Here is a 22990-nt window from a genome sequence, read left to right as displayed (position 1 = left end):
TTAGTGCTGGCTTAGGCTCTATTTATTGGAAATCTTGCATGTTCCAGTTGCCAATATCTGCAGCTGGACCTTCTCCACCCTCTTGGCCATCTGCGCCTAGAGTGAAGATGTCAATCGTACCGTTATCGCCTGGGCTTAGGTACTGGTACTGGTTACCCCAAGGGTCATTAGGAAGACGTTTGATGTAACCGCCATCACGGTAGTTACGAGGCTCTGGGTTAGAAGGCTTGCTAACTAATGCTTCCAGGCCTTGGTCTGTCGTTGGGTAAACGCTGTTATCCAACTTGTACATATCTAGGGCATTTTCCAGCGCTACGATGTCCGTAATCGCTTTTTGTTGGTCAGCCTTCTCTTTGTTACCCAATAGGTTTGGAACAACGAAACTTGCCAAAATACCAAGGATAACGACAACAACCATCACTTCTAAAAGTGTGAAACCGTGTTGTTTACTACGTTTAAATTTCATTTTTTTCTCCGAAAGTTAGATTCAAGCCATGCCGTAAGTAGACACGTCTTAATTCGAATTTATCCGCTCATCAAGTTATTCATTTCTAGCATTGGCATCAAGGTCGCCATCACAATGAACAACACTAATCCAGCCATTAAGGCAATTAATGCCGGAGTGAATACGCCTAACGCAATATTGACTGTAGATTCAAAGTTTTGATCTTGGTTATCGGCAGCACGCGTCAACATGCTCTCCAATTCACCACTTTGCTCACCACTGGCGATCATGTGTAGCATCATTGGTGGAAACAGACGAGTTTGATCTAACGCCTTACGCAGGCTGGCACCTTCTCGAACGTTATCTGCAGCAAGTAACACTTGCTGCTTCACATAGCGATTAGACATAACATCCACCGCGACACGCATGCCTTCTAGAATTGGAATCGCACTGGAAGTACAAATCGAAAGTGTTCGTGCGAATCGTGCGGTATTCAAACCTCGAGAGATTTTGCCCAATAGCGGTAGACTCAAGATTTTTCTATCCCAAGCCAAGCGAAAGTCTGGTTTTTGCAACGCCAGTTTGAGCCCATAGAAAAACACCACCAGCACGACGAAGATGATAAGCCCCCAATCTTGCACAAACTCACTGGCTGCCAGTAAGAACTGCGTTGACTGAGGTAACTCTTGTCCCATCTGAATGATTGGCTCAATGATTTTGGGTACCACTGTCGCTAATAAGAAAGAAACAATAACAACCGCAAACACCACTAAAACCACCGGGTAGATCATGGCTTGAAGCAGTTTGGAACGCATCTTCTGACGGTTTTCGACGTAGTCCGCCAAACGCTCTAATACCGTATCAAGATGGCCTGACTTTTCACCCGCCGCAACCATGGAGCGATAGAGTTCATCAAACACGTGTGGGTAATCAGCAAAACTGTCGGCGAGCGGATAACCCTCGGTTACTTTCGAGCGAACCGCAGCCAGCATAGAACGAATTCTCGGCTTTTCAGCCTGCTCAGAGACCGCGCGCAAACATTCTTCCAGAGGCATACCTGATTGGACTAACGTGGACAATTGACGTGTGATTAGTGCCAGCTCAGATGTTGAGATGCCGCGCTTAAAGCTGACTGAACCTGAAGACTTAGCCGATTTAGCTTTCGTCTCGACCACTTCAATCGGGATCATCCCTTGCTCTTTGAGTCGCTGGCGCACTTGTCGGGCGTTGTCCCCTTCTATCGTGCCTTTTTTATGCTTGCCTTTTGCATCTAGCGCTTTGTACTCAAATGCCGCCATTAGGTTTCCTTCGTCACTCGCATCACTTCTTCAAGTGACGTAATACCACGACGTACTTTGCTTAGACCATCACTGCGAATACTTGGCGTATGGGCGCGAACGGCTCTCTCAATTTCTTGCTCACCAGACTCTCGGTGAATCAATTCTTGCACTTGCTCATCGACCATAATGAGCTCGTGGATACCTGTTCGACCTCGGTAGCCTTTTTGGTTACACGCTTCGCAGCCTTTAGCACGGTGTAGCTCTAGTGGTTCATGCGCTTCCATACCAAACAGTTTCTTCTGTTCAGCATCGGCTTCATACGGTTCTTTGCAACTCGGGCAAAGCGTACGAACCAAGCGCTGTGCTAACACACCCAATAACGATGAAGAAATAAGGAATGGTTCAATGCCCATATCGCGTAGACGCGTGATCGCACCAACAGCGGTGTTGGTGTGAAGGGTCGACATTACTAAGTGACCCGTTAAGGACGCTTGCACTGCAATTTGTGCGGTTTCTAAGTCACGGATCTCACCGACCATCACCACGTCAGGGTCCTGACGCAGAATAGCACGCAAGCCACGCGCAAAAGTCATGTCGACCTTCGGGTTCACCTGAGTCTGACCGATGCCATCAATGTCAAATTCGATCGGGTCTTCAACCGTTAAGATATTGCGTTCGTTACTGTTGATCTCTTGCAAGCCAGCGTACAAAGTCGTCGACTTACCAGAACCCGTCGGGCCGGTGACCAAGATAATACCGTGAGGACGCTGAATAAGATGACGGAAATTGTCGTGCACGGAAGGCGTCATACCTAAGCTATGCAAATCGAGACGCGTCGCGTTTTTATCCAACAGACGCATAACTACTCGCTCACCATGTGACGACGGCATTGTAGAAACACGCACATCAACCGCACGACCACCAATACGCAGCGAGATACGACCATCTTGAGGTACGCGCTTTTCTGCAATATCCAGCTTCGCCATGACCTTCACTCGCGAAACCAATAATGGTGCAAGCTTACGACTTGGGGTGAGCACTTCACGCAATACGCCATCGACACGGAAACGAATCGAAAGGGTTTTCTCGAAAGTTTCGATGTGAATATCCGACGCCCCTTCTTTAATTGCTTCACCCAACATCGCATTGATCAACTTAATGATTGGTGCATCGTCTTCTGACTCTAGCAAGTCTTCATCATGCGGCAGCTCTTCAGCCAATGAGAAAAAGTCGTCGCTATCGGCACCGATGTCTTCCATCAATTGACGCGCTTCAGACGAGTCACGCTGATAAGCTTCGGTTAACTTTTTATCGAAGGCTTCTTTATCGATAGGTTGCGGCACGAAGCTTTTCTTCAGCACACGACGGACTTCGACCAGAGCCGCTGGGTTGAGCGGCTCGACATAGTAAAGAATGGGCGGACGCTCAGGATGCTCTGTCTCCAGCACCAGTTTAAAGCGATTGGCAAAACTGAATGGCAGACGACGCATACTTGGCGCTGTGTCTAACATATCAACCATTAGTTGTTTTCCATTTGATCAATAAACGCTTGGATCTCGGTTGGGTGCTGACGCTCCTGGCCAAAGGCCGGCATGACAGGGATCTTCTCGTCAGCCATCAACTTCAATCCTTGATCCGCTTTGTAGAGCTGCTCTGCGCGAATAAAGTTGTATTTGCGCTGTGTAATACCGTCTGCGGTCATACCATCACGAATAATCGTCGGCTTGATGAACACCATCAAGTTACGCTTTTCTGTTTGCGTACTGGTTGATTTGAACAGATGACCAAGCACTGGGATGTCACCCAGTAGCGGTACTTTTGACTCACTCTCGAGTGCACGTTCATCAACCAAGCCACCAAGAACCAGCATCTGACCATCTTGGATCATGACTGAGGTATTTAGCTGACGCTTAGCAAAGCGAACGTCAACCGCACCGTTAGCCCCCAACACATTGGACACTTCTTGCTCGATATTTAACTGAACAGAGTCACCTTCGTTAATTTGTGGCACAACCTTAAGCTTGATACCAACTTCTTTACGATCAACCGTTTGGAATGGATTGTCGTTGTTTGAGCCAGCAGTAGAACCTGTGATAACAGGCACTTCTTCACCAACAATAAATGATGCTTCACCATTATCCATTACAGTGATACTTGGAGAAGATAGAATGTTTGAGTTGGAGTCGGTCGCTACCGCGCTGACCAAAGCAGTCCAGTCACCCATCACGATGCTCATCGCAGCACCGTTAACACCGCTCAGTGCCGATGCAAGAGTAGAATAGTCACCAGATTCAGTAACATCATATGGCGTTCGTTCGCCATTCGCATTTGTGTAGTATTCAGTTCGAGTTTGATCTTTTGCTTCTTCTAGACCAACCATCACCTGACCAATCGGTGCACCAGAGTTACCGTACTGAATCACCGCACCGGTTTCCAGTGAGCCCCACTGAACACCTAAGTTAATGCCGTCACCTTCTGACATTTCAACGATCAGCGCCTCAATCAAGACTTGAGCACGACGAATATCAAGCTGAGCAATAACATCTTGTAGCGCATTCATGATATCTGGTGGAGCCGTTAATACTAAGGCGTTGGTCGCTGCGTGCGCAGCAATCACCACTTCACCACGCTGGGCACCTGACGCTTTCTGGCCGACTTGCTTTTCAGCTTGTAGGTTATCGGAGACACCTTTTAGTACATCCACCAAATCTTCAGCTTTCGCGTTCTTCAGGTAAACCACGCGGTTGTTACCTTTGGTCGCCATTTCAACGTCAAGTTGACGAATCAATCGCTTCAGACGCGCACGTACTTTAGGATCGCCAGAAATCAAAATCGCGTTGGTGCGTTCATCGGCAACAATTTTAGGCTCAAGGAACTCAGGCGTGCTCTTCTGATTGGTGCTTTTATTCAGTGCTTCAACAATACGCACCATTTCGGCAGCAGAAGCATTGCGCAGTTCCACCAGCTCAATTTCTTTATCACCCGCTTGGTCAACACGCTTAATGATTTCTGCTAAGCGATTTACGACCGCCGCACGACCTGTGATTAAGATGATGTTCGCAGGATCGTAGTGAACTACGTTACCAGCACCAGCATTATCAATCAGTTGACGAAGTAGAGGAGACAACTCACGAACCGACACATTACGCACCGCAACAACTCGAGTGATAACGCTGTCGCCTTGCGCGCTGCCATCACCTAATACAGGGATTGCTGACGTTTTTGAGTCTTTCGCTTTGATAACCTTAAGTACACCGTTGTCCATTTCTACGACGGCGTAGCCGTATACTTCGAGTACGTTAAGGAAAAAGCTGTAGTATTGCTCTTCGTTAAGCACATCATAGCTGCGGACATCGATTTTACCGCGCACTGAAGGGTCAACAATGATGGTCTTTTCGAGATTACGACCCACTATGTTGATGAATTCTTGAATATCAGTGCCTTTAAAGCTGGCACTAAATTCGTTTGCTATTGCACCTGGGACGCAGAGTAAACTTCCTGCTAGTAGCCAAGCACTTTTGCTGAACCAATGTTTCACGTATGTCTCCCTGAACTTACGCCGGTTGCCTAAGTCTTACAATTGGATATAGATATCGTACTGTTGGCCGTCGCGCTCAACAGTTAAATTTAATTCTTGCGGATCGCTCATCACTTGCATCAGTTGTACTGAAGAAGACGGGTCACTTAAATCGATCCCATTAAGCTGCACCGCAATATCACCAGGTTCTAGACCCACATCATTAAACAGCGCGGCATCACGACCAGGTGACACTCGATAACCAACAATGCCCCCGTCTCTTTTGACGGGTGAAATGGTGATGTATTTGAAAACGCTTTGTGGATCTTTCGCAATTTCCTCTCGGATTTGCTCTAATTTTTCTCCAACGTCAGACGCTGATTCTGCTCGTTGAGATTGGGCTCTGGCTATCTGCGGCGATTCAGATAGCTTCTTATATTCTATACCCTGCATCATTAAGGTCTCGTCTCGACCTTGGTTATCAATGATGACGCGATCCACTAATACGGCTTTTAGTGTCGCACGCGTACCTTCAATTTCTTCACCTAAACCATACGTTGCTTGCTTGCCACGGTTGGCAATGACAGCAAGGCTGGTATTCGCATCACTGCTTGCAACCGCGCCAACCAGTGTAAGGTTAAGGCGCGTCTTCGGAGCGTCTTTAACAACAGGTTGTTCTACAACTGCAGGCTTTTGTTCAGTGAATTTACCGAATAGGTTGGCATTCTGAAGGGCATTAAAATCTATCGCGTCGCCTTTATTGCTCGCAACAACGCTGCTCGTCGATGGACGCCATTGCGGCACTTCCGACGATTGAGGTATGGCTAACCATACAATTTTGCCAAGTATCCATCCGGTTATCGCAATAAACAGACAGGTGAGCAACAAGCTAAGTTTGGCTTGAATTGTATAATTATTGGACTTGATATGAGCCAGTAGCGGTCTGCTTGATAATCCTGCACTTAGCTCTAAACGTTTCACTGAATGGATTCCTTTATTCTAACGTTCGTCATTTAAGCTATAACAATAGCTATCGACTTTAAATTGCTAAATTTGCAATAAAATTATTACTCAACAAAGAGCAGTGAACTATATCACAAGTTGTCTTTCATACCTTTTTCTTATGCAGTTTTTGCCAACTCCCTTGAAAAAAATACGCCTTGACTCCATCTGTAGGTGAATAATCCATCACTCATTGCCATATTCGGGCAGTGATTAGATAGCGTAGTGTTCTATGAGTTCCCTAAATGAAGCCGTTAGGCTAGATAAATGGCTATGGGCCGCAAGATTTTATAAAACCCGCTCTATCGCTCGTAACATGGTCGATGGTGGTAAAGTCCACTATAATGGCCAACGAAGCAAACCGAGTAAAATCGTTGAAGTGGGCGCCGAAGTAAGACTTCGTCAAGGCAACGAAGAAAAAACGGTGATCATCGAAAAAATTTCTGATCAACGCCGAGGCGCTCCCATCGCACAGACCTTGTATCGCGAAACTAATGAAAGTATAGCGAAACGTGAGGAACACGCGACTCAACGTAAGCTTAATGCCCACAACCCAAGTCCAGAACGCCGCCCAGATAAAAAGCAGCGCAGAGACATCATTAAGTTCAAACACCAATAAAAGCCGGAATTACCAACGAGGAAAGCACTCCATGGCAAATAATGTTTTAAACCGCTACCTATTCGAAGATCTTTCAGTACGTGGCGAGTTGGTACAATTGGATGAAGCGTACCAACGTGTTATCTCCAGCAAGGAATATCCGGCAGCAATAGAGAAACTGCTGGGTGAGCTACTCGTTTCAACCACTCTTTTAACTGCCACTCTTAAGTTCGAAGGCTCAATCACCATTCAGCTACAAGGCGACGGCCCTGTATCTCTTGCCGTTATCAACGGTGACCACAAGCAACGCGTTCGTGGCGTGGCTCGCTGGGAAGGCGATATTGCCGATGATGCAAGCCTCCACGATCTCATGGGCAAAGGTTACCTCGTTATCACTATCGAACCGAAAAACGGTGAGCGTTACCAAGGTGTCGTTGGATTAGAAGGTGATACTCTAGCCGACGTACTAGAAGGCTACTTCGCAAACTCAGAGCAGCTAAAAACGCGCCTATGGATCCGCACGGGCGAGCACGAAGGTAAAGCCCACGCAGCAGGTATGTTGATTCAAGTAATCCCTGATGGCACTGGTTCACCAGATGATTTCGAGCATCTAGAGCAACTGACTGACACGGTAAAAGATGAAGAGCTATTTGGTCTAGAAGCTAACGAACTACTATACCGCCTATATAACCAAGACAAAGTGCGCCTTTACGAACCGCAGCCTGTCGAATTCCATTGTGGCTGTTCTCGTGATCGTAGTGGTGCCGCTATCATCACCGTTGAGAAAGCTGAAATTTATGACATTTTGGCTGAAGTAGGATCCGTTTCTTTACATTGTGATTACTGTGGCACGACCTATACGTTCGACGAAGCGGAAGTCACCGAGCTGTATGCACAAGCTTCTGCGGACAAGAAAACCCTGCATTAATTTACATAGCTTATCAAGCACGTAATTTACCCTACAAAATGCCAGCTTAATGCTGGCATTTTTGTGATCAACCCCTCGTAATGCCTCGCTTCAAGCGTAATAAAACAACTGCTTAATTTTAAACAATTAATAATGATTTTGCCCTAGCGCAAAGGATTGCGTGCACGATAAACTATTCCCACCAATATGTGACGGGTTACCTAAAACCTTATTGAAATCATGGATAAATTTTGAGCTATCTCCCTGTTTTCTCCCCGCCCCGTTGCTAGCATGGTGAGCAGATTAAAATTAAAACATTCTTACAAAATCCCTACAAAAATCCTTATAAGGAGCACCTATGACCGTTATGGAACATACTAAGGCTGCAACACTTGATCTAACCAAGCACGGACTGCATAACGTTAAAGAGGTTATTCGCAACCCTAGCTACGAAATGTTGTTTGAGGAAGAAACGCGTGAAGACCTAACTGGTTATGAGCGTGGCGTGGTTACTGAACTAGGTGCGGTTGCCGTTGACACTGGCATCTTTACTGGTCGCTCACCAAAAGATAAATACATCGTCAAAGACGCTACGACAGAAGAGCATATGTGGTGGACGTCTGATCAAGTAAAAAATGACAACAAACCAATCACTCCAGAAGTGTGGGACGAGCTGAAAGAACTGGTCACAAACCAGCTTTCTAACAAACGTTTGTTTGTTGTTGACGGTTACTGTGGTGCAAACCCAGATACGCGTTTGAGCATTCGTGTTATCACGGAAGTCGCATGGCAAGCGCACTTCGTTAAAAACATGTTTATCCGCCCAACGGAAGAAGAATTGGCAACATTTGAACCAGACTTCGTGGTAATGAATGGCGCAAAATGCACTAACCCAAAATGGGAAGAGCAAGGTCTGAACTCAGAAAACTTCACCGTATTTAACCTAACCGAGCGCATGCAACTTATCGGTGGTACTTGGTACGGCGGTGAGATGAAGAAAGGCATGTTCGCAATGATGAACTACTTCCTTCCTCTAAAAGACATCGCATCAATGCACTGTAGCGCCAACATGGGCAAAGACGGCGACGTAGCGGTATTCTTTGGTCTCTCTGGTACGGGTAAAACCACACTATCGACTGATCCTAAACGTGCGCTAATTGGTGATGATGAGCACGGTTGGGATGATGACGGCGTCTTCAACTTCGAAGGTGGTTGTTACGCGAAAACCATCAAGCTATCGAAAGAAGCGGAGCCAGACATCTACAACGCAATTCGCCGTGATGCACTGCTAGAAAACGTAACGGTACGTAGCGATGGTTCTATCGACTTTGATGATGGTTCGAAAACAGAAAACACACGTGTTTCTTACCCTATCTACCATATCGACAACATCGTTAAGCCAGTATCAAAAGGCGGTCACGCGAATAAAGTGATCTTCCTATCGGCGGACGCATTTGGTGTGCTACCTCCAGTGTCTAAACTGACACCTGAGCAAACTAAGTACCACTTCCTATCTGGCTTTACTGCAAAACTGGCAGGAACAGAGCGTGGTATTACTGAGCCTACACCAACCTTCTCTGCATGTTTTGGCGCAGCGTTTCTAACGCTTCACCCAACTAAATACGCAGAAGTACTGGTTAAACGTATGGAAGCAGCAGGCGCTGAGGCTTACCTAGTGAACACAGGTTGGAACGGCACTGGCAAACGTATCTCGATTCAAGATACGCGCGGAATTATTGATGCAATTCTTGATGGTTCGATTGAAGATGCACCAACTAAGCACATTCCTATCTTCAATCTTGAAGTACCGACTTCACTACCAGGTGTGGATCCAAGCATTCTAGACCCTCGTGACACGTACGTTGATCCACTTCAGTGGGAAAGCAAAGCGAAAGACTTGGCTGAACGCTTTATCAATAACTTTGATAAATACACGGACAATGCGGAAGGTAAATCTCTGGTTGCCGCTGGCCCTCAGATTGATTAAGTCGAGTAACAACGACGTCGCGTAAACCACAATGATAAGTGGGCGGCCACTTATCACTTTTACGTAGACCAAGTTACAAAAAACCGCTTCAAGCCCCTCTTTTGAGGGGCTTTTTATTGAATACCGCAGAATATTGATACAAGCTAAAGCCTATCTAGTTTTATTTAATTGCAAACGTAGGTTCTAGCAGGGATGAAAACAGCGCGTCGAGTTCTAATTCTGTTACTGGTTATCTTAGTTGCCATTCCGGCCACTATGATTGCGCTGTTAACAACATCTTACGCCGATGCAACTTGGCGTCTGCTATCAAACAGCATTTCCTTGCCCTTTCAAGTAGAAAGCGTGCGTTACGATTTTCCCTACCACCTAACTTTACAGGGTGTGAACACAAACGTAGACGACGCTTCTTATATCGAGCAAGTCGATTTATGGATGAATCCCGATGTTTATCGCGATGGTAAATGGATCGTTGATAGCTTATTGATTGATGGACTTAATTTGCAGTATGGCGCGCCAAAGCTCCCGCCTTTAGATAACGTTTTGTTCCATCAAATCGCGCTCAAAAATATTGATTACGCCGACGAGCAGTTTTCTGGTAATGGCATTGACCTTCAAATTCAATCACCACAATGGAATGGCCAGTTAATACCATATGGCGAGGTTCAACTTGCAGCCGACCAGATCTATTGGAATGGCGAAGCCTTTAATCAGGTCTTGGTCGACATGGACTACAAACCGCAAGACAGTACGCTCTATGGCACTTCATTTAACTGGCGTAACAGTCAAATTTCAGGGCAAGGCGAGCAGTATCCACAAGGCTGGTCTTTAGTGAATGTGACCATCAATAAGTTGCAACTCAATCATATCCAGCTCCAATCACTGCTTGCTAAGCCTTGGCAAGCAATGCCATTCCAGATTAATCACATTAATAGCTTAGACTTACTGAACGCCGATATTGAATGGGGCGATTGGCACTGGCAAAACTTAGAGCTATCCGTAGAAAACGCCACACTGCCACTGTCTCTCTGGGAGACAACGGCTCAAGTTTCATTGCAGGCGGATAGCGTCCAATTCCAACAGCAAACCGCAATAGAGCCGCGTTTAAGTGCTGCTATAGAGCCTGGAAAAATCCAGCTCAACGAGCTCAGCTTAGATTGGCAGCAAGGTCGTGTGCAGGTCTCTGGGGTGTTCACTCCAACGCAATGGCAACTCGAAGAAGCCTCCATTCAAGGCCTCAAGTGGGCAATACAACCTGAAGATAACCAAAACTGGTGGCACGCCGCCATCAGTAAGTTAGATCATGTCACAATCCAACGACTCGACATCGAGCGCAGCCAAATCATTCAGCTATCTCACGAACCTTATTGGCAGTTCTCCGGTTTAAACATCGAAGGGCAGCAGCTTGATCTTAAACAGGTCAATCAACGTTGGGGCCTTTGGCATGGCGATCTGGAAGTCAGCGTTGTCAACGCCAGTTATAACCAAGTGCTCACGTCTCATGCTGCACTTGCCATGCAAAGTGAGAATGGCTTTTGGCAACTGACACGCCTTTTTGCACCACTCGAGCAAGGCTACGTAGAAGGCGTCGGACAGATAGACCTAAGTACTCCGAGCCAGCCTTGGGCACTCAACCTCAATGCCGATGGCATTCCCTTATCACTCTTCCACGATTATTTACCCAACACACTGGCCATTGATGGTTTTTCCGATCTCAGCCTCGATCTACAAGGGTTATCAGGTGATCGCAACATGCTGGCCTACAGCTTATCTGGTGAAGTGGAAGCCAACCTACGAGATACCCGTTTTAAATCCCAAGCGAATCATTCGCTCAAAGCCATTACCTTAAGTCCGCTGCGTTTAACCGCACAACGAGGGGAAGTCGCCATAGAACCAGTCACCATTTCAGGGAAAGCTATGAGTGGTAGGGTTTGGGGCGAGTTTGATATGGCCAACAACCCGCTAAGTGGCATTGTTTATCAATGGAAAGAGTCGTGCGGGAGCGTTGAAGGCGATCTACTCAGTGGCGAAATCCATCATAATGAGTGTTTAAAAGCACCAGCTCCAAAAGAACCGGCTGATGTTGAAAGTACTCCACAAACACATGAATCATCCATTGAGCAGCCAACTGCGATCGATAACATCAATGTGGAGATTCAAGAGGAAGAGCTTTCCGAAGAAATTGTCGAAGAAGACGAAGCATCTGTCACTGATCCCACCACAGAGGAACACATCCTCCCACCGACAGAGCAAGAAAGCGAAAAGAATAAGCGCCCTACAGATCAGTAAGGCGCCCTCTCAATTAACAACTGAGTAATTGCGAATAGTTCGGTATCAGCATATAGGTACCAACAAAATCTACGGCTGGCGTGTCGCCACTATAAATCACCACGTGAATGACGATGCGTGCTTTGCGCCCTGACTCCAATCGATCTAGGTCACCACTGATCCCATCCAACGAAGTGCTCGCCACAGGGTTTTGCTCGACTGGTTGACGATAACGAATCGAACTGTCGGCCAACACAATATCACCATGCAGACCGCGCTCTTTAAGCAGCAGCCACGTCATACCCCACCCCGTCAAGGTGGCTAAAGTAAAAGCCGACCCCGCAAACATGGTGTTATGCGGATTAAGGTTCGGATTAAGTTGCGCGCAGCATTCAAACTGATAACCCGTGTACTGGTTAATTTTGATCCCCATTTTGTCGCTAATTGGGATCTGTTGCTCCCAGCGCTGCTGAAGTTCAGTGCACCATTCTGGGCGACGTAACACATTCGCCATCGGATCCAATGGTTTCACCATTTGTTGGTGACGCACAGGACCGCGCTCGTCGGTTAGTTCACCGCGACGCTCAAAGCCATTTTTCTCGTAAAAGGCGATGGCATCTTCACGGGCATTACACACCAAGCGCTTCGCCCCTTCTTGGCGTGCTAACGACTCTAGCGCGACCAGAACCAGCGAGCCCATCCCCTTACTGCGGCGATTATTTTTAACCGCCATATAGCGGATTTGGCCATCATTATCCGGCGTAATGTATAAACGACCGATCGCCATAGGACGACCTCGGCCATCAACAATCATACGGTGATGGCTCATTTCATCGTATTCATCGCGTTCGGAGCCAATTGGCATACGCCATGGCTCACGAAGCAGTTGCCAGCGAAACTGATAATACTTGTTTATCTGATTATCGGTTTTGGGAGTAATGAGTTTGAACATATCAATCCTTTGAAAGCACAACACTAATAAATGTCGGGAAAATCACTCCAAGCCAATTCCATGAGCTTGGAGTTAAAGCTTAGACCATGGCACTGGTGTTACCAGACTAGACCTGCAACCAAAACGTCACCGGACCGTCATTCACTAAGGACACTTTCATATCGGCAGCGAAGCGGCCACGCTGTGTGGGTAAAACTTGTTCACACAAATCAGAAAAGTAATCATACAAGCGCTCAGCATCAGCAGGATGCGCACCGCGAGAAAAGCCAGCACGAGTGCCTTTTTTTGTATCCGCAGGTAACGTAAATTGAGAAACCACCAACACTTTGCCTTCTACCTGTTTGACGTTCAGGTTCATCTTACCTTCATCATCTTCGAACACGCGGTAGGTCGTAACACGCTCCATCAAGCGTTTTGCTTTGGCCTCATCGTCGTCTTTCTCTACTCCTAATAAGACCAGCAGACCACGATCAATTTCCCCTACGACTTCACCATCCACACGGACGGCAGCTTCACTGACTCGTTGAATTAGCGCTATCACTACTCTCGCTTCCTTCATCTGTTAACTGAGATTCAGCGGTCGAGTGTATCATGTCTAAATCTTCACTCCAGTGCTCTCGCTCACCAAGCGCTGCTGTGACTTCCGCACCCAATAACACGATCATCCAGCATAAATACACCCAAACAAACAAGATAGGAATCGCGGCTAACGCCCCGTAAATGAGCTGATAAGATGGGAACTGCGTGATGTAGAGTGCAAAGCCCTTTTTACTTAATTCGAACAGTATCGCAGCGACTGCTGCCCCCATCGCGCCATGAGCCAGGTGCACTTTTTTATTCGGCACCAGAATATATAAGCCAAGGAAAGCGAAAAAAGACAACAACAGCGGTAACCAACGTAAAAACAGATTGAACGCACCAGATAATGTCTCGTTCTCTAAAATTTGCAGTGAGGTCACGTACGATGTCGCCGCGATACTCGCACCGACCATGATCGGCCCTAACGTGAGTACCATCCAATACATAGAGAATGAAAAGACTAAACGGCGCTTGTCTTTAACTCGCCAAATGTAGTTTAAGTTCTTATCAATGTTCGAAATCAGCATGACTGCAGCAATGAATAAAAACCCACCGCCAACCGCGCTCATTTTGCCCGTATTCGCCACAAATTCCTGCAATGCCGTATGTACAGCTTCCCCAGATGCCGGAACAAAATTCTCAATAATGTAGCCTTGCAACACCTCACCGACGTTCGCAAAAACGGGAAATTTCGACAATATTGATAACAATACCGTCAGCATTGGCACGATGGATAACAAGGTAATGTAGGCAAGATAGCCCGCGTTCACATTGACGCGATCATGCGTTAATCGCTTAAGAAGATACTTAAAAAACGCGACGCAACTTGGCAGTAGATTGATTAATCTTGCCTTGTAACTCTCTGATAACTGGTTCATAGTTCATCCCATAATTAGCGTCGAGGACATAAGAATGCCTTATTTATTAGCAATTGTACTATCAATTTTCACTTTAACAGGGTGTCAATCTGCTTATTACTCAGCGATGGAGCAAGTTGGGTACCATAAACGAGATATTATGGTCGACCGCGTTGAAGATGCCAAAGAATCTCAACAAGATGCACAAGAAGAATTCACCAGTGCACTCGAAGCCTTATCTGCGATCACTAATTTTGATGGTGGTGAGCTAGAAAGTGTCTACAACAAAATCAATGACAAGTACGAAGACAGCGAAAAAGCGGCGCAAGACGTTCGTGACCGCATTGCTGCGATTGAAGACGTTTCCGGCGCACTGTTTGATGAATGGCAAAACGAACTAGAGCTGTACTCGAGCGCGAAATTGCGCCGTTCAAGCGAACAAAAGCTACGTGAAACCAAAGCTTCGTACAAAACCATGCTTAGCGCAATGAAGCGTGCGGAGAAAAAGATGACGCCGGTACTAAATACACTGCGCGACAACACGTTGTACTTGAAACACAACCTTAACGCGAGTGCGATTGGCTCTCTACAAGGTGAATTTTCTAGTCTAGAGAAAGACATTCAGTTTGCCATCAAACAAATGAACGAAGCGATTGCAGAGTCTGATAAATTTCTGCAAAAGCTCAATCAAAAGTAAATGATTCAAACCTCCTCCTAGCGAGGAGGTTTTAGTCTGTGACCTCACCAACTAAACCGATGACTCTTCGAACAAAGCCTACTCGTTCTAGCACACTGCCCCATGGCACTTCTACCACTTCGTAACCCAACTCAGCATAGATATCCACTAAGGATTGATGAATCTCCAATGCTTCTTCAAAGCTGTGTGGACGCACTTCATCTTGCACGTAAATGGATGCTTCAGGTCGACAGGTAAACACCTGACTATGGTACCCAGCACTTTCGGTTAAGAAAGCTTGGTCAACCTTACAACCGCCCACTTGTAAGTAAGCAATGATGTCTGGGATGGCGCGATCAACAAACGCAACGTCATGACAACGCGCATCACTCTTTTGCTTGCTCATCAAGTCGAGACACAATTGAGCAAACTCAGGCAGGTTCGTCCACGGCAAGATACCGTCGTTTAACTGGCTTTGCTGTTCAATCAGCGTACGAGAGCTCTCTGCAAACGTCGCATACCCTTGCCGATCTAATGCATTCAGTAGGGTGGTTTTCCCCGCACCTGGGCCACCAGTAATCACAATTGGCTTCATGCTGATATGTTCATTCTCTAGATACAAAAAACCCTGAGCATAACTCAGGGCTTCTTCTTAATTGAATCGCTTAACGAAAATTATTTCGCGCCACGAGAAGCACGTTTACGATCGCTTTCCGTTAGGAATTTCTTACGGATACGGATGCTTTCAGGTGTTACTTCTACTAGCTCGTCGTCATCGATGAACTCAAGCGCTTGCTCTAGTGTCATGATGATTGGCGGAGTTAGAACCTGTGCGTCATCGGTACCAGATGCACGAACGTTGGTTAGCTGCTTACCTTTCAGTGCGTTTACTGTTAGGTCGTTGTCGCGGCTGTGAATACCGATAACCATGCCTTCGTAAACTTCCACACCGTGACCGATAAATAGACGACCACGTTCTTGAAGGTTGAACAGTGCGTTAGTTAGCGCTTTACCCGCAGCGTTAGCAATCAGAACACCGTTGATACGCTGACCGATGTTACCGCCTTTGTGTGGGCCGTAGTGGTCAAACGTATGGTATAGAAGACCAGAACCAGAAGTCAGTGTCATGAATTCCGTTTGGAAGCCGATCAGACCACGAGATGGCATGATGAAGTCCATACGTACACGGCCTTTACCGTCTGGAGCCATATCTTTCAGCTCACCTTTACGTAGGCCGATATTCTCCATGATACCGCCTTGGTGCTCTTCCATTACGTCGATGGTTACCGTTTCAAACGGTTCCATTAGCTGACCATCTTCTTCTTTGATGATTACTTCTGGACGAGATACGGCAAGCTCGAAGCCTTCACGACGCATGTTTTCGATCAGGATAGACAGGTGAAGCTCACCACGGCCTGATACGCGGAATTTGTCTGGATCGTCTGTTTGTTCAACGCGCAGTGCAACGTTGTGTACCAGTTCCTTCTCTAGACGCTCAAGGATGTTACGTGAAGTGACGAACTTACCTTCTTTACCAGCGAATGGAGACGTGTTTACTTGGAACGTCATGGTTACTGTTGGTTCATCAACAGACAGTGCTGGTAGAGCTTCTACTGCGTTTTGTGCACAGATAGTGTCAGAGATTTTAAGCTCGCCAAGACCAGTGATTGCAATGATATCACCCGCGTTAGCTTGCTCAACTTCGTGACGCTCTAGGCCTAGGTAGCCCATTACTGTGCCCACTTTACCGTTGCGAGTTTTGCCGTCTGCACCAACAACCGTTACTTGCTGGTTTGGCTTAACGCTACCACGAGTTACACGGCCAACGCCGATAACGCCAACGTAAGAGCTGTAATCCAACTGAGAGATTTGCATCTGTAGTGGACCATCTAGGTCAACTTCTGGCGCAGCTACTTCGCCAACGATAGTTTCGAATAGCGGTTCCATGTTCTCGCCAGTTTCGCCTTCTTCTAGAGAAGCCCAACCGTTAAGAGCAGAAGCGTAAACCACTTTAAAGTCTAACTGTTCGTCAGAAGCACCTAGGTTGTCGAATAGGTCGAACACTTGGTCCATAACCCAATCCGGACGTGCGCCAGGGCGGTCAATCTTGTTGATAACAACGATTGGTTTTAGACCATGAGCAAACGCTTTTTGTGTTACGAAACGCGTTTGAGGCATTGGACCATCAACCGCGTCAACGATAAGTAGTACAGAGTCTACCATCGACATGATACGTTCAACTTCGCCACCGAAGTCCGCGTGTCCCGGGGTATCTACGATGTTGATACGGTAATCGTTCCAGTCGATTGCTGTGTTTTTAGCAAGAATGGTAATACCGCGCTCTTTCTCGATGTCGTTCGAGTCCATGACTCGCTCTTCAGCTTCACCGCGAGACTCAAGCGTGCCTGATTGTTGTAGCAGCTTGTCAACCAACGTGGTTTTACCGTGGTCAACGTGCGCGATGATCGCGATATTTCTTAATTTATCAATCTGTGGAGTAGCCATGGATATTGATTCACTTAGATAGATGAAATGCCCCCACGCTGAGAACGGGTGCTCTCTGGCGACATTTGCTGATTAAAAAAACGGCCATAATGTACCAGATTTTAGCAAAAAGCCTAGAAATATGTGATCTACTCCCGAGCATTTCTGCGATTTTTACGCTTAATGCCCATTTTCTTCCTCAGAACGAATTGATTAAACGCAACTTTATTCCAATCGATGCATAATTCAAATTGACTCTTGCTCAAAAACTGGGCTGAATAAGCAATGCGACTGTCACATTATGGTGCAATAATGATTTTCCGCACCACAATGGTGCGAGTAAAGATCATTTTGGTGCAATCATCTGCACCAAGCTAGCGCCAAAAAACACAATTGCTTGAAATTAATGGAATATTTTTTTTGGCACGGTTTTGGCTTTAGTTAAAACAGCATCGATTAATGAAAAGTCAAATTGATTAATCAATGCCAGGTTTCATGAATAATTCATAAATCGAGCTTTTACCGCTTATTAACACTGGAGGTTATCCAAGATGTCAGTAGAAAACGTTCTATCGCTGATCCAAGAAAACGAAGTTAAGTTTGTTGACCTACGCTTCACTGATACAAAAGGTAAAGAGCAGCACATTTCGATCCCTGCTCACCAAATCGACGCAGACTTCTTCGAAGAAGGTAAAATGTTCGATGGTTCATCAGTTGCTGGCTGGAAAGGTATCAACGAATCAGACATGGTAATGATGCCTGACGCATCTTCTGCTGTGCTTGACCCATTCACGGAAGACGCAACACTAAACATCCGTTGTGACATCTTAGAGCCGGCAACAATGCAAGGCTACGACCGTGACCCACGTTCTATCGCAAAACGCGCTGAAGACTTCATGCGCTCTACTGGCGTTGCAGATACTGTACTTATCGGTCCTGAGCCAGAATTCTTCCTATTTGACGACGTGAAATTCGCGACTGACATGTCAGGCTCTTTCTTCAAGATCGATGACGTAGAAGCAGCATGGAACACAGGTTCTGATTACGAAGAAGGTAACAAAGGTCACCGTCCAGGCGTTAAAGGTGGTTACTTCCCTGTAGCTCCAGTGGATTCATCTCAAGACATCCGTTCTGCTATGTGTCTAGTAATGGAAGAAATGGGTCTTGTTGTTGAAGCGCACCACCACGAAGTGGCAACAGCGGGTCAAAACGAAATCGCAACTCGTTTCAACACGCTAACAACCAAAGCTGACGAAATCCAAATCTACAAGTACGTTGTACACAACGTTGCTCACGCGTTTGGTAAAACGGCAACATTCATGCCTAAACCACTTGTTGGTGACAACGGTAGTGGTATGCACGTTCACCAATCTCTAGCGAAAGATGGTGTAAACCTATTTGCTGGTGACAAGTACGGCGGTCTATCTGAAATGGCGCTTTACTACATTGGCGGTATCATCAAACACGCTCGTGCAATCAACGCATTTGCTAACCCATCAACAAACTCGTACAAACGTCTTGTACCAGGCTTCGAAGCGCCAGTTATGCTTGCTTACTCTGCACGTAACCGCTCTGCTTCAATCCGTATCCCAGTGGTACCAAGCCCGAAAGCACGTCGTATCGAAGTTCGCTTTGGTGACCCAGCGGCTAACCCATACCTATGCTTTGCATCAATGCTAATGGCTGGTCTTGACGGTATTAAGAACAAGATCCACCCAGGCGAAGCAATGGATAAAGACCTTTACGATCTACCAGCAGAAGAAGCAGCAGAAATCCCAACGGTTGCATACTCACTGAAAGACGCACTAGCAGAGCTAGATGCTGACCGTGAATTCCTAACAGCGGGTGGTGTATTCTCTGACGACTTCATCGACTCTTACATCGAGCTGAAATCTCAGGACGTAGAGCGCGTGAACATGACAACTCACCCAGTTGAGTTCGAACTTTACTACTCTGTATAAGGTCGACACTGTGTAAAATGTAAACACAGCAACAAAATATTAGGCTCGCCTCGCAGGCGGGCCTTTTTTGTATTCGTCAGTCAAGATTCGACGTTTAACATGAGGGGATAATAAAAATACGCTTGGACTTTTTACCTTGTAGGTCAAAGAGCTAAGCCATTGAAACGTGAAATCATCGATCAAAAGAAGGTGAGCAATGAAAGTTCAGCTTATTCCATCGCTATGTGCTCTCAGCGGATTATTAATCGTCTCCATCGCATCAGCGCAGGTTGCTTATACATGGGTAGATAAAAATGGCGTGGTTCATTTTAGTGATACGCCAAACCAAGGTGCAAAAGCCATCGCGTTGCCAAACCTTGAAGCCAGCGCACCCGCTCCTAAGGTAGAAAGCACGGAATCACTCGCCCCTCAGACCAAGCCATCGAAAGAGCCACAAGACAAGCCGGAAAAGAAAACCGATAAACCTCTCCCATTAAAGCTCTCGATGCTGACTCCTCAACATAACGAAACCATCCGCAGCAACCGAGGCATCATCAATATTCAACTGGAAACCAATCGCAAGCTTGGTATCGGCGAACAGTTGCAACTGCTGCTCGACGGAAAACCTTATGGTGCGCCACAAAGCCATATGATGTGGCAGTTAAACAATATTGACCGAGGCACCCACACACTGGCCGTGCACGCGAAAAGAAGCGGCAAGCTTATTGCATCTACTAGCCCTATAACGGTGCATTTACATAGAGCAAGTGTTAAGCCGACCGTAAAAGGGGCAAAATAGAATATCTGGTGAAAAAAATAGCATCACTGCGGTGCTTTTCACTTTTTCTTCTGAGATTTATTCGCCATACTTAACGTTCAATTGCACCATTATTGTGCAACGCACAATCTTAAAGCAAAACAAGGACGTAATGTGGATACCAGTCTTCCTAGTGCCATTCTCAACAACATGGTGACAGCAACGCTGATTCTTGATGATGGATTGGCTATCCGTTATGCCAATCCGGCTGCCGAGTTGCTGTTTTCTCAAAGCGCGAAACGTATTGTTGAACAATCGCTTTCTCAATTGATTCAACATGCGTCGCTGGATCTCGCGCTGCTCACTCAACCATTGCAAAGTGGCCAAAGCATCACCGACAGTGACGTCACTTTCGTTGTTGATGGCCGCCCCTTAATGCTAGAGGTGACAGTTAGCCCAATCACTTGGCAAAAGCAGTTGATGCTTCTGGTTGAGATGCGCAAAATTGATCAGCAGCGCCGACTCTCTCAAGAACTGAACCAGCACGCCCAACAACAAGCGGCGAAACTGTTAGTCCGAGGGCTTGCACATGAGATCAAAAACCCGCTAGGTGGATTACGTGGTGCAGCGCAATTGCTAGAAAAAATGCTGCCAGATCCCTCTCTCACCGAATATACGCACATCATTATTGAGCAAGCCGACCGTTTAAGAGCGCTCGTTGATCGATTACTCGGACCACAAAAGCCAGGTAAGAAGACACAAGAAAACTTGCATCAAATTCTGGAAAAGGTCCGCCAGTTGGTTGAACTAGAATCGCAACGTTCAATCGTGATTGAACGTGATTACGACCCGAGCTTGCCAGAAATTTTGATGGATGCGGACCAAATCGAACAGGCGATGCTTAATATCGTCAGTAATGCAGCGCAAATTCTTAGCCATCAAGAACACGGTAAAATCACCATTCGCACCAGAACGGTGCATCAAGCTAATATTCACGGCAAACGCTGTAAACTCGCTGCGCGTGTCGAAATCACAGACAACGGCCCAGGCATTCCACCGGAATTACAAGACACGCTGTTCTATCCCATGGTCAGTGGCCGCGAGGGAGGAACTGGCTTAGGGCTGTCTATTTCACAAAATTTGATCGACCAGCACAATGGAAAAATAGACGTAGAAAGCTGGCCTGGTCACACAACATTTACTATTTATTTGCCGATCTGATTGCGCTAATGGACTTCAAGTCGCATCAGTTTTTCGGTTTGCTGCAAGGATTACTACATGAGTAAAGGATATGTTTGGGTCGTTGATGACGACAGTTCCATTCGCTGGGTGATGGAGAAAACGCTCTCCTCTGCCAACATAAAATGCGAAACCTATGCCGATGGGGAAAGCGTTTTGATGGCGCTCGAACGCGAAGTACCAGATGTGCTGGTATCGGACATTCGCATGCCGGGCATTGATGGATTAGAGCTGCTAAAACAAGTACAGCGCGATTACCCAGACCTTCCCGTGATTATCATGACCGCCCACTCAGATTTGGATGCGGCAGTGAATGCGTACCAAAAAGGCGCCTTTGAATACTTACCAAAACCTTTTGATATCGATGAAACCTTAACGTTAGTTGAGCGAGCGATTGCACACAGTCACGAAAATAAACGTGAGCAACTCTCTCCAGAAGACATTCCAGCAGAAACGCCAGAAATCATCGGTGAAGCGCCAGCCATGCAAGAAGTATTTCGCGCCATTGGCCGTCTTTCTCGCTCCTCAATTTCAGTATTGATTAACGGTGAATCGGGCACGGGTAAAGAGCTCGTTGCTCATGCGTTGCACCGCCATAGTCCTCGCGCCAACAAACCTTTTATTGCACTCAATATGGCGGCGATTCCCAAAGATCTGATTGAGTCAGAGTTGTTTGGTCATGAAAAAGGGGCATTTACCGGGGCGAACAATGTTCGTCAGGGTCGATTCGAACAAGCCAATGGCGGCACCCTATTTTTAGACGAAATCGGTGACATGCCGTTAGATATTCAAACCCGTTTGCTGCGTGTTCTGGCCGATGGACAGTTTTATCGAGTGGGCGGTCACTCCCCAATCAGCGTCGACGTAAGGATTGTCGCGGCAACACACCAGAATTTAGAAAAGCTGGTGCATGAAGGCGATTTCCGTGAAGATTTATTCCATCGCTTGAACGTGATTCGAGTGCAGATTCCGGCATTGCGTGAGCGTAAGCAGGACATCGAAAAACTTACGCAGCATTTTCTTATCCGAGCGGCTGATGAGCTGGGGGTCGAAACCAAAACTCTGCATCCGTCGACCGTTGAAATTCTTAACCGCCTTGATTGGCCGGGCAACGTGCGTCAATTAGAGAATATTTGCCGTTGGTTAACCGTCATGGCCAGTGGTAGCGAGGTATTGCCAAACGACTTACCAAGCGAACTGCTCGAAGAGAAAAAATCCATTTCGGACTCTGAGCATGGCAGCTGGCAAGAACAATTGGCGGATTGGGCACGTCAATCACTCGCGGCAGGAGATAAAGAACTGCTTTCTTATGCTTTACCAGAATTTGAGCGCATTTTATTAGAGGCCGCTTTGGAGCACACTAAAGGTCACAAGCAAGATGCCGCTAAAGTATTAGGCTGGGGGCGAAACACGCTTACCAGAAAATTAAAAGAATTGTACTGACAATCACTTACGTGGTGCGTTAACAACGAGAGTCGTTTGTCACTCGATATTAACAAAAATAT

At 46.6% G+C, this 22990-nt stretch carries 19 protein-coding genes; 9 read left to right on the top strand and 10 right to left on the bottom strand.

The features are described from left to right. Positions 1–22: 22 nt before the first annotated feature. From gspG to gspC, 5 genes are read right to left on the bottom strand one after another with little or no spacing between them, the layout of a single operon-like run. Positions 23–466, bottom strand: a complete 444-nt coding sequence (gene gspG, locus ACWYVB_RS13280) for a type II secretion system major pseudopilin GspG (RefSeq protein ID WP_005394985.1) — start codon at positions 464–466, stop codon at positions 23–25. Between the two features lie 59 nt (positions 467–525). Beyond that, a complete protein-coding gene (gene gspF / locus ACWYVB_RS13275; protein WP_005394987.1) occupies positions 526–1743 on the bottom strand; it encodes a type II secretion system inner membrane protein GspF in 1218 nt (405 codons plus the stop codon). Beyond that, entirely contained in the window at positions 1743–3245 is a 1503-nt protein-coding gene (gene gspE, locus ACWYVB_RS13270) for a type II secretion system ATPase GspE (RefSeq protein ID WP_005394994.1), read from the bottom strand. Before gspE ends, gspF begins: the two co-directional genes overlap by 1 nt. Next, positions 3245–5263 carry a type II secretion system secretin GspD gene (gspD, locus tag ACWYVB_RS13265; RefSeq protein ID WP_005394995.1) on the bottom strand — a complete coding sequence of 673 codons (2019 nt, stop codon included), beginning with the start codon at positions 5261–5263 and terminating at the stop codon, positions 3245–3247. The genes gspE and gspD overlap by 1 nt, the downstream gene beginning before the upstream one ends. Before the next feature lie 36 nt (positions 5264–5299). Next, on the bottom strand, positions 5300–6223 hold the full coding sequence (gspC, locus tag ACWYVB_RS13260; RefSeq protein WP_457529138.1) for a type II secretion system protein GspC: 924 nt from the start codon (positions 6221–6223) through the stop codon (positions 5300–5302). A 253-nt stretch (positions 6224–6476) separates the two neighbouring features. Between gspC and hslR the strand changes: the two genes are divergently transcribed. The 4 genes from hslR (at position 6477) to ACWYVB_RS13240 (ending at position 12022) form a co-directional block, all read left to right on the top strand. Continuing rightward, positions 6477–6863 carry a ribosome-associated heat shock protein Hsp15 gene (gene hslR, locus ACWYVB_RS13255; RefSeq protein ID WP_031780440.1) on the top strand — a complete coding sequence of 129 codons (387 nt, stop codon included), beginning with the start codon at positions 6477–6479 and terminating at the stop codon, positions 6861–6863. Positions 6864–6894: 31 nt separating this feature from the next. Next, the gene (hslO, locus tag ACWYVB_RS13250; RefSeq protein ID WP_046874147.1) at positions 6895–7770 is read left to right on the top strand and encodes an Hsp33 family molecular chaperone HslO; all 876 of its coding nucleotides are present in this window, start codon (positions 6895–6897) and stop codon (positions 7768–7770) included. Between the two features lie 337 nt (positions 7771–8107). Continuing rightward, complete coding sequence (pckA, locus tag ACWYVB_RS13245) at positions 8108–9736, top strand: phosphoenolpyruvate carboxykinase (ATP) (RefSeq protein WP_005395000.1); 1629 nt, start codon at positions 8108–8110, stop codon at positions 9734–9736. 192 nt (positions 9737–9928) lie between these two features. Beyond that, the gene (locus ACWYVB_RS13240) at positions 9929–12022 is read left to right on the top strand and encodes an AsmA family protein (RefSeq protein WP_457529135.1); all 2094 of its coding nucleotides are present in this window, start codon (positions 9929–9931) and stop codon (positions 12020–12022) included. A gap of 13 nt (positions 12023–12035) precedes the next feature. Here ACWYVB_RS13240 and ACWYVB_RS13235 read toward each other — a convergent pair whose 3' ends face one another. The 3 genes from ACWYVB_RS13235 to ACWYVB_RS13225 form a co-directional block, all read right to left on the bottom strand. Continuing rightward, a complete protein-coding gene (locus tag ACWYVB_RS13235; protein WP_005395003.1) occupies positions 12036–12953 on the bottom strand; it encodes a bifunctional GNAT family N-acetyltransferase/hotdog fold thioesterase in 918 nt (305 codons plus the stop codon). Positions 12954–13059: 106 nt separating this feature from the next. Continuing rightward, positions 13060–13494: a D-aminoacyl-tRNA deacylase gene (gene dtd, locus ACWYVB_RS13230; RefSeq protein ID WP_012841223.1), complete on the bottom strand. Its 435-nt coding sequence runs from the start codon at positions 13492–13494 to the stop codon at positions 13060–13062. Next, positions 13466–14410, bottom strand: a complete 945-nt coding sequence (locus ACWYVB_RS13225) for a virulence factor BrkB family protein (protein ID WP_005379281.1) — start codon at positions 14408–14410, stop codon at positions 13466–13468. The genes dtd and ACWYVB_RS13225 overlap by 29 nt, the downstream gene beginning before the upstream one ends. A gap of 34 nt (positions 14411–14444) precedes the next feature. Between ACWYVB_RS13225 and ACWYVB_RS13220 the strand changes: the two genes are divergently transcribed. Next, positions 14445–15086, top strand: coding sequence for a DUF2959 domain-containing protein (locus tag ACWYVB_RS13220; protein WP_258686849.1), 642 nt, complete (start codon positions 14445–14447; stop codon positions 15084–15086). A gap of 31 nt (positions 15087–15117) precedes the next feature. Here the strand turns inward: ACWYVB_RS13220 and ACWYVB_RS13215 are convergent, their stop codons facing one another. Next, on the bottom strand, positions 15118–15660 hold the full coding sequence (locus ACWYVB_RS13215) for an AAA family ATPase (protein ID WP_258686850.1): 543 nt from the start codon (positions 15658–15660) through the stop codon (positions 15118–15120). Between the two features lie 80 nt (positions 15661–15740). Beyond that, positions 15741–17570: a translational GTPase TypA gene (gene typA / locus ACWYVB_RS13210; RefSeq protein ID WP_046874152.1), complete on the bottom strand. Its 1830-nt coding sequence runs from the start codon at positions 17568–17570 to the stop codon at positions 15741–15743. A 530-nt stretch (positions 17571–18100) separates the two neighbouring features. Here typA and glnA point away from each other — a divergent pair. From glnA to glnG, 4 genes are all read left to right on the top strand, one after another. Beyond that, positions 18101–19510: a glutamate--ammonia ligase gene (gene glnA, locus ACWYVB_RS13205; protein WP_005395023.1), complete on the top strand. Its 1410-nt coding sequence runs from the start codon at positions 18101–18103 to the stop codon at positions 19508–19510. 196 nt (positions 19511–19706) lie between these two features. After that, on the top strand, positions 19707–20288 hold the full coding sequence (locus ACWYVB_RS13200; RefSeq protein ID WP_012841225.1) for a DUF4124 domain-containing protein: 582 nt from the start codon (positions 19707–19709) through the stop codon (positions 20286–20288). 132 nt (positions 20289–20420) lie between these two features. Further along, positions 20421–21467, top strand: a complete 1047-nt coding sequence (gene glnL / locus ACWYVB_RS13195) for a nitrogen regulation protein NR(II) (RefSeq protein ID WP_012841226.1) — start codon at positions 20421–20423, stop codon at positions 21465–21467. Between the two features lie 57 nt (positions 21468–21524). Next, a complete protein-coding gene (gene glnG, locus ACWYVB_RS13190) occupies positions 21525–22928 on the top strand; it encodes a nitrogen regulation protein NR(I) (protein WP_005395036.1) in 1404 nt (467 codons plus the stop codon). The last annotated feature ends 62 nt before the right edge of the window (positions 22929–22990 follow it).

It is taken from the genome of Vibrio sp. JZG10 (assembly GCF_054064075.1).
This window is presented reverse-complemented; position numbering and strand designations above follow the sequence as displayed.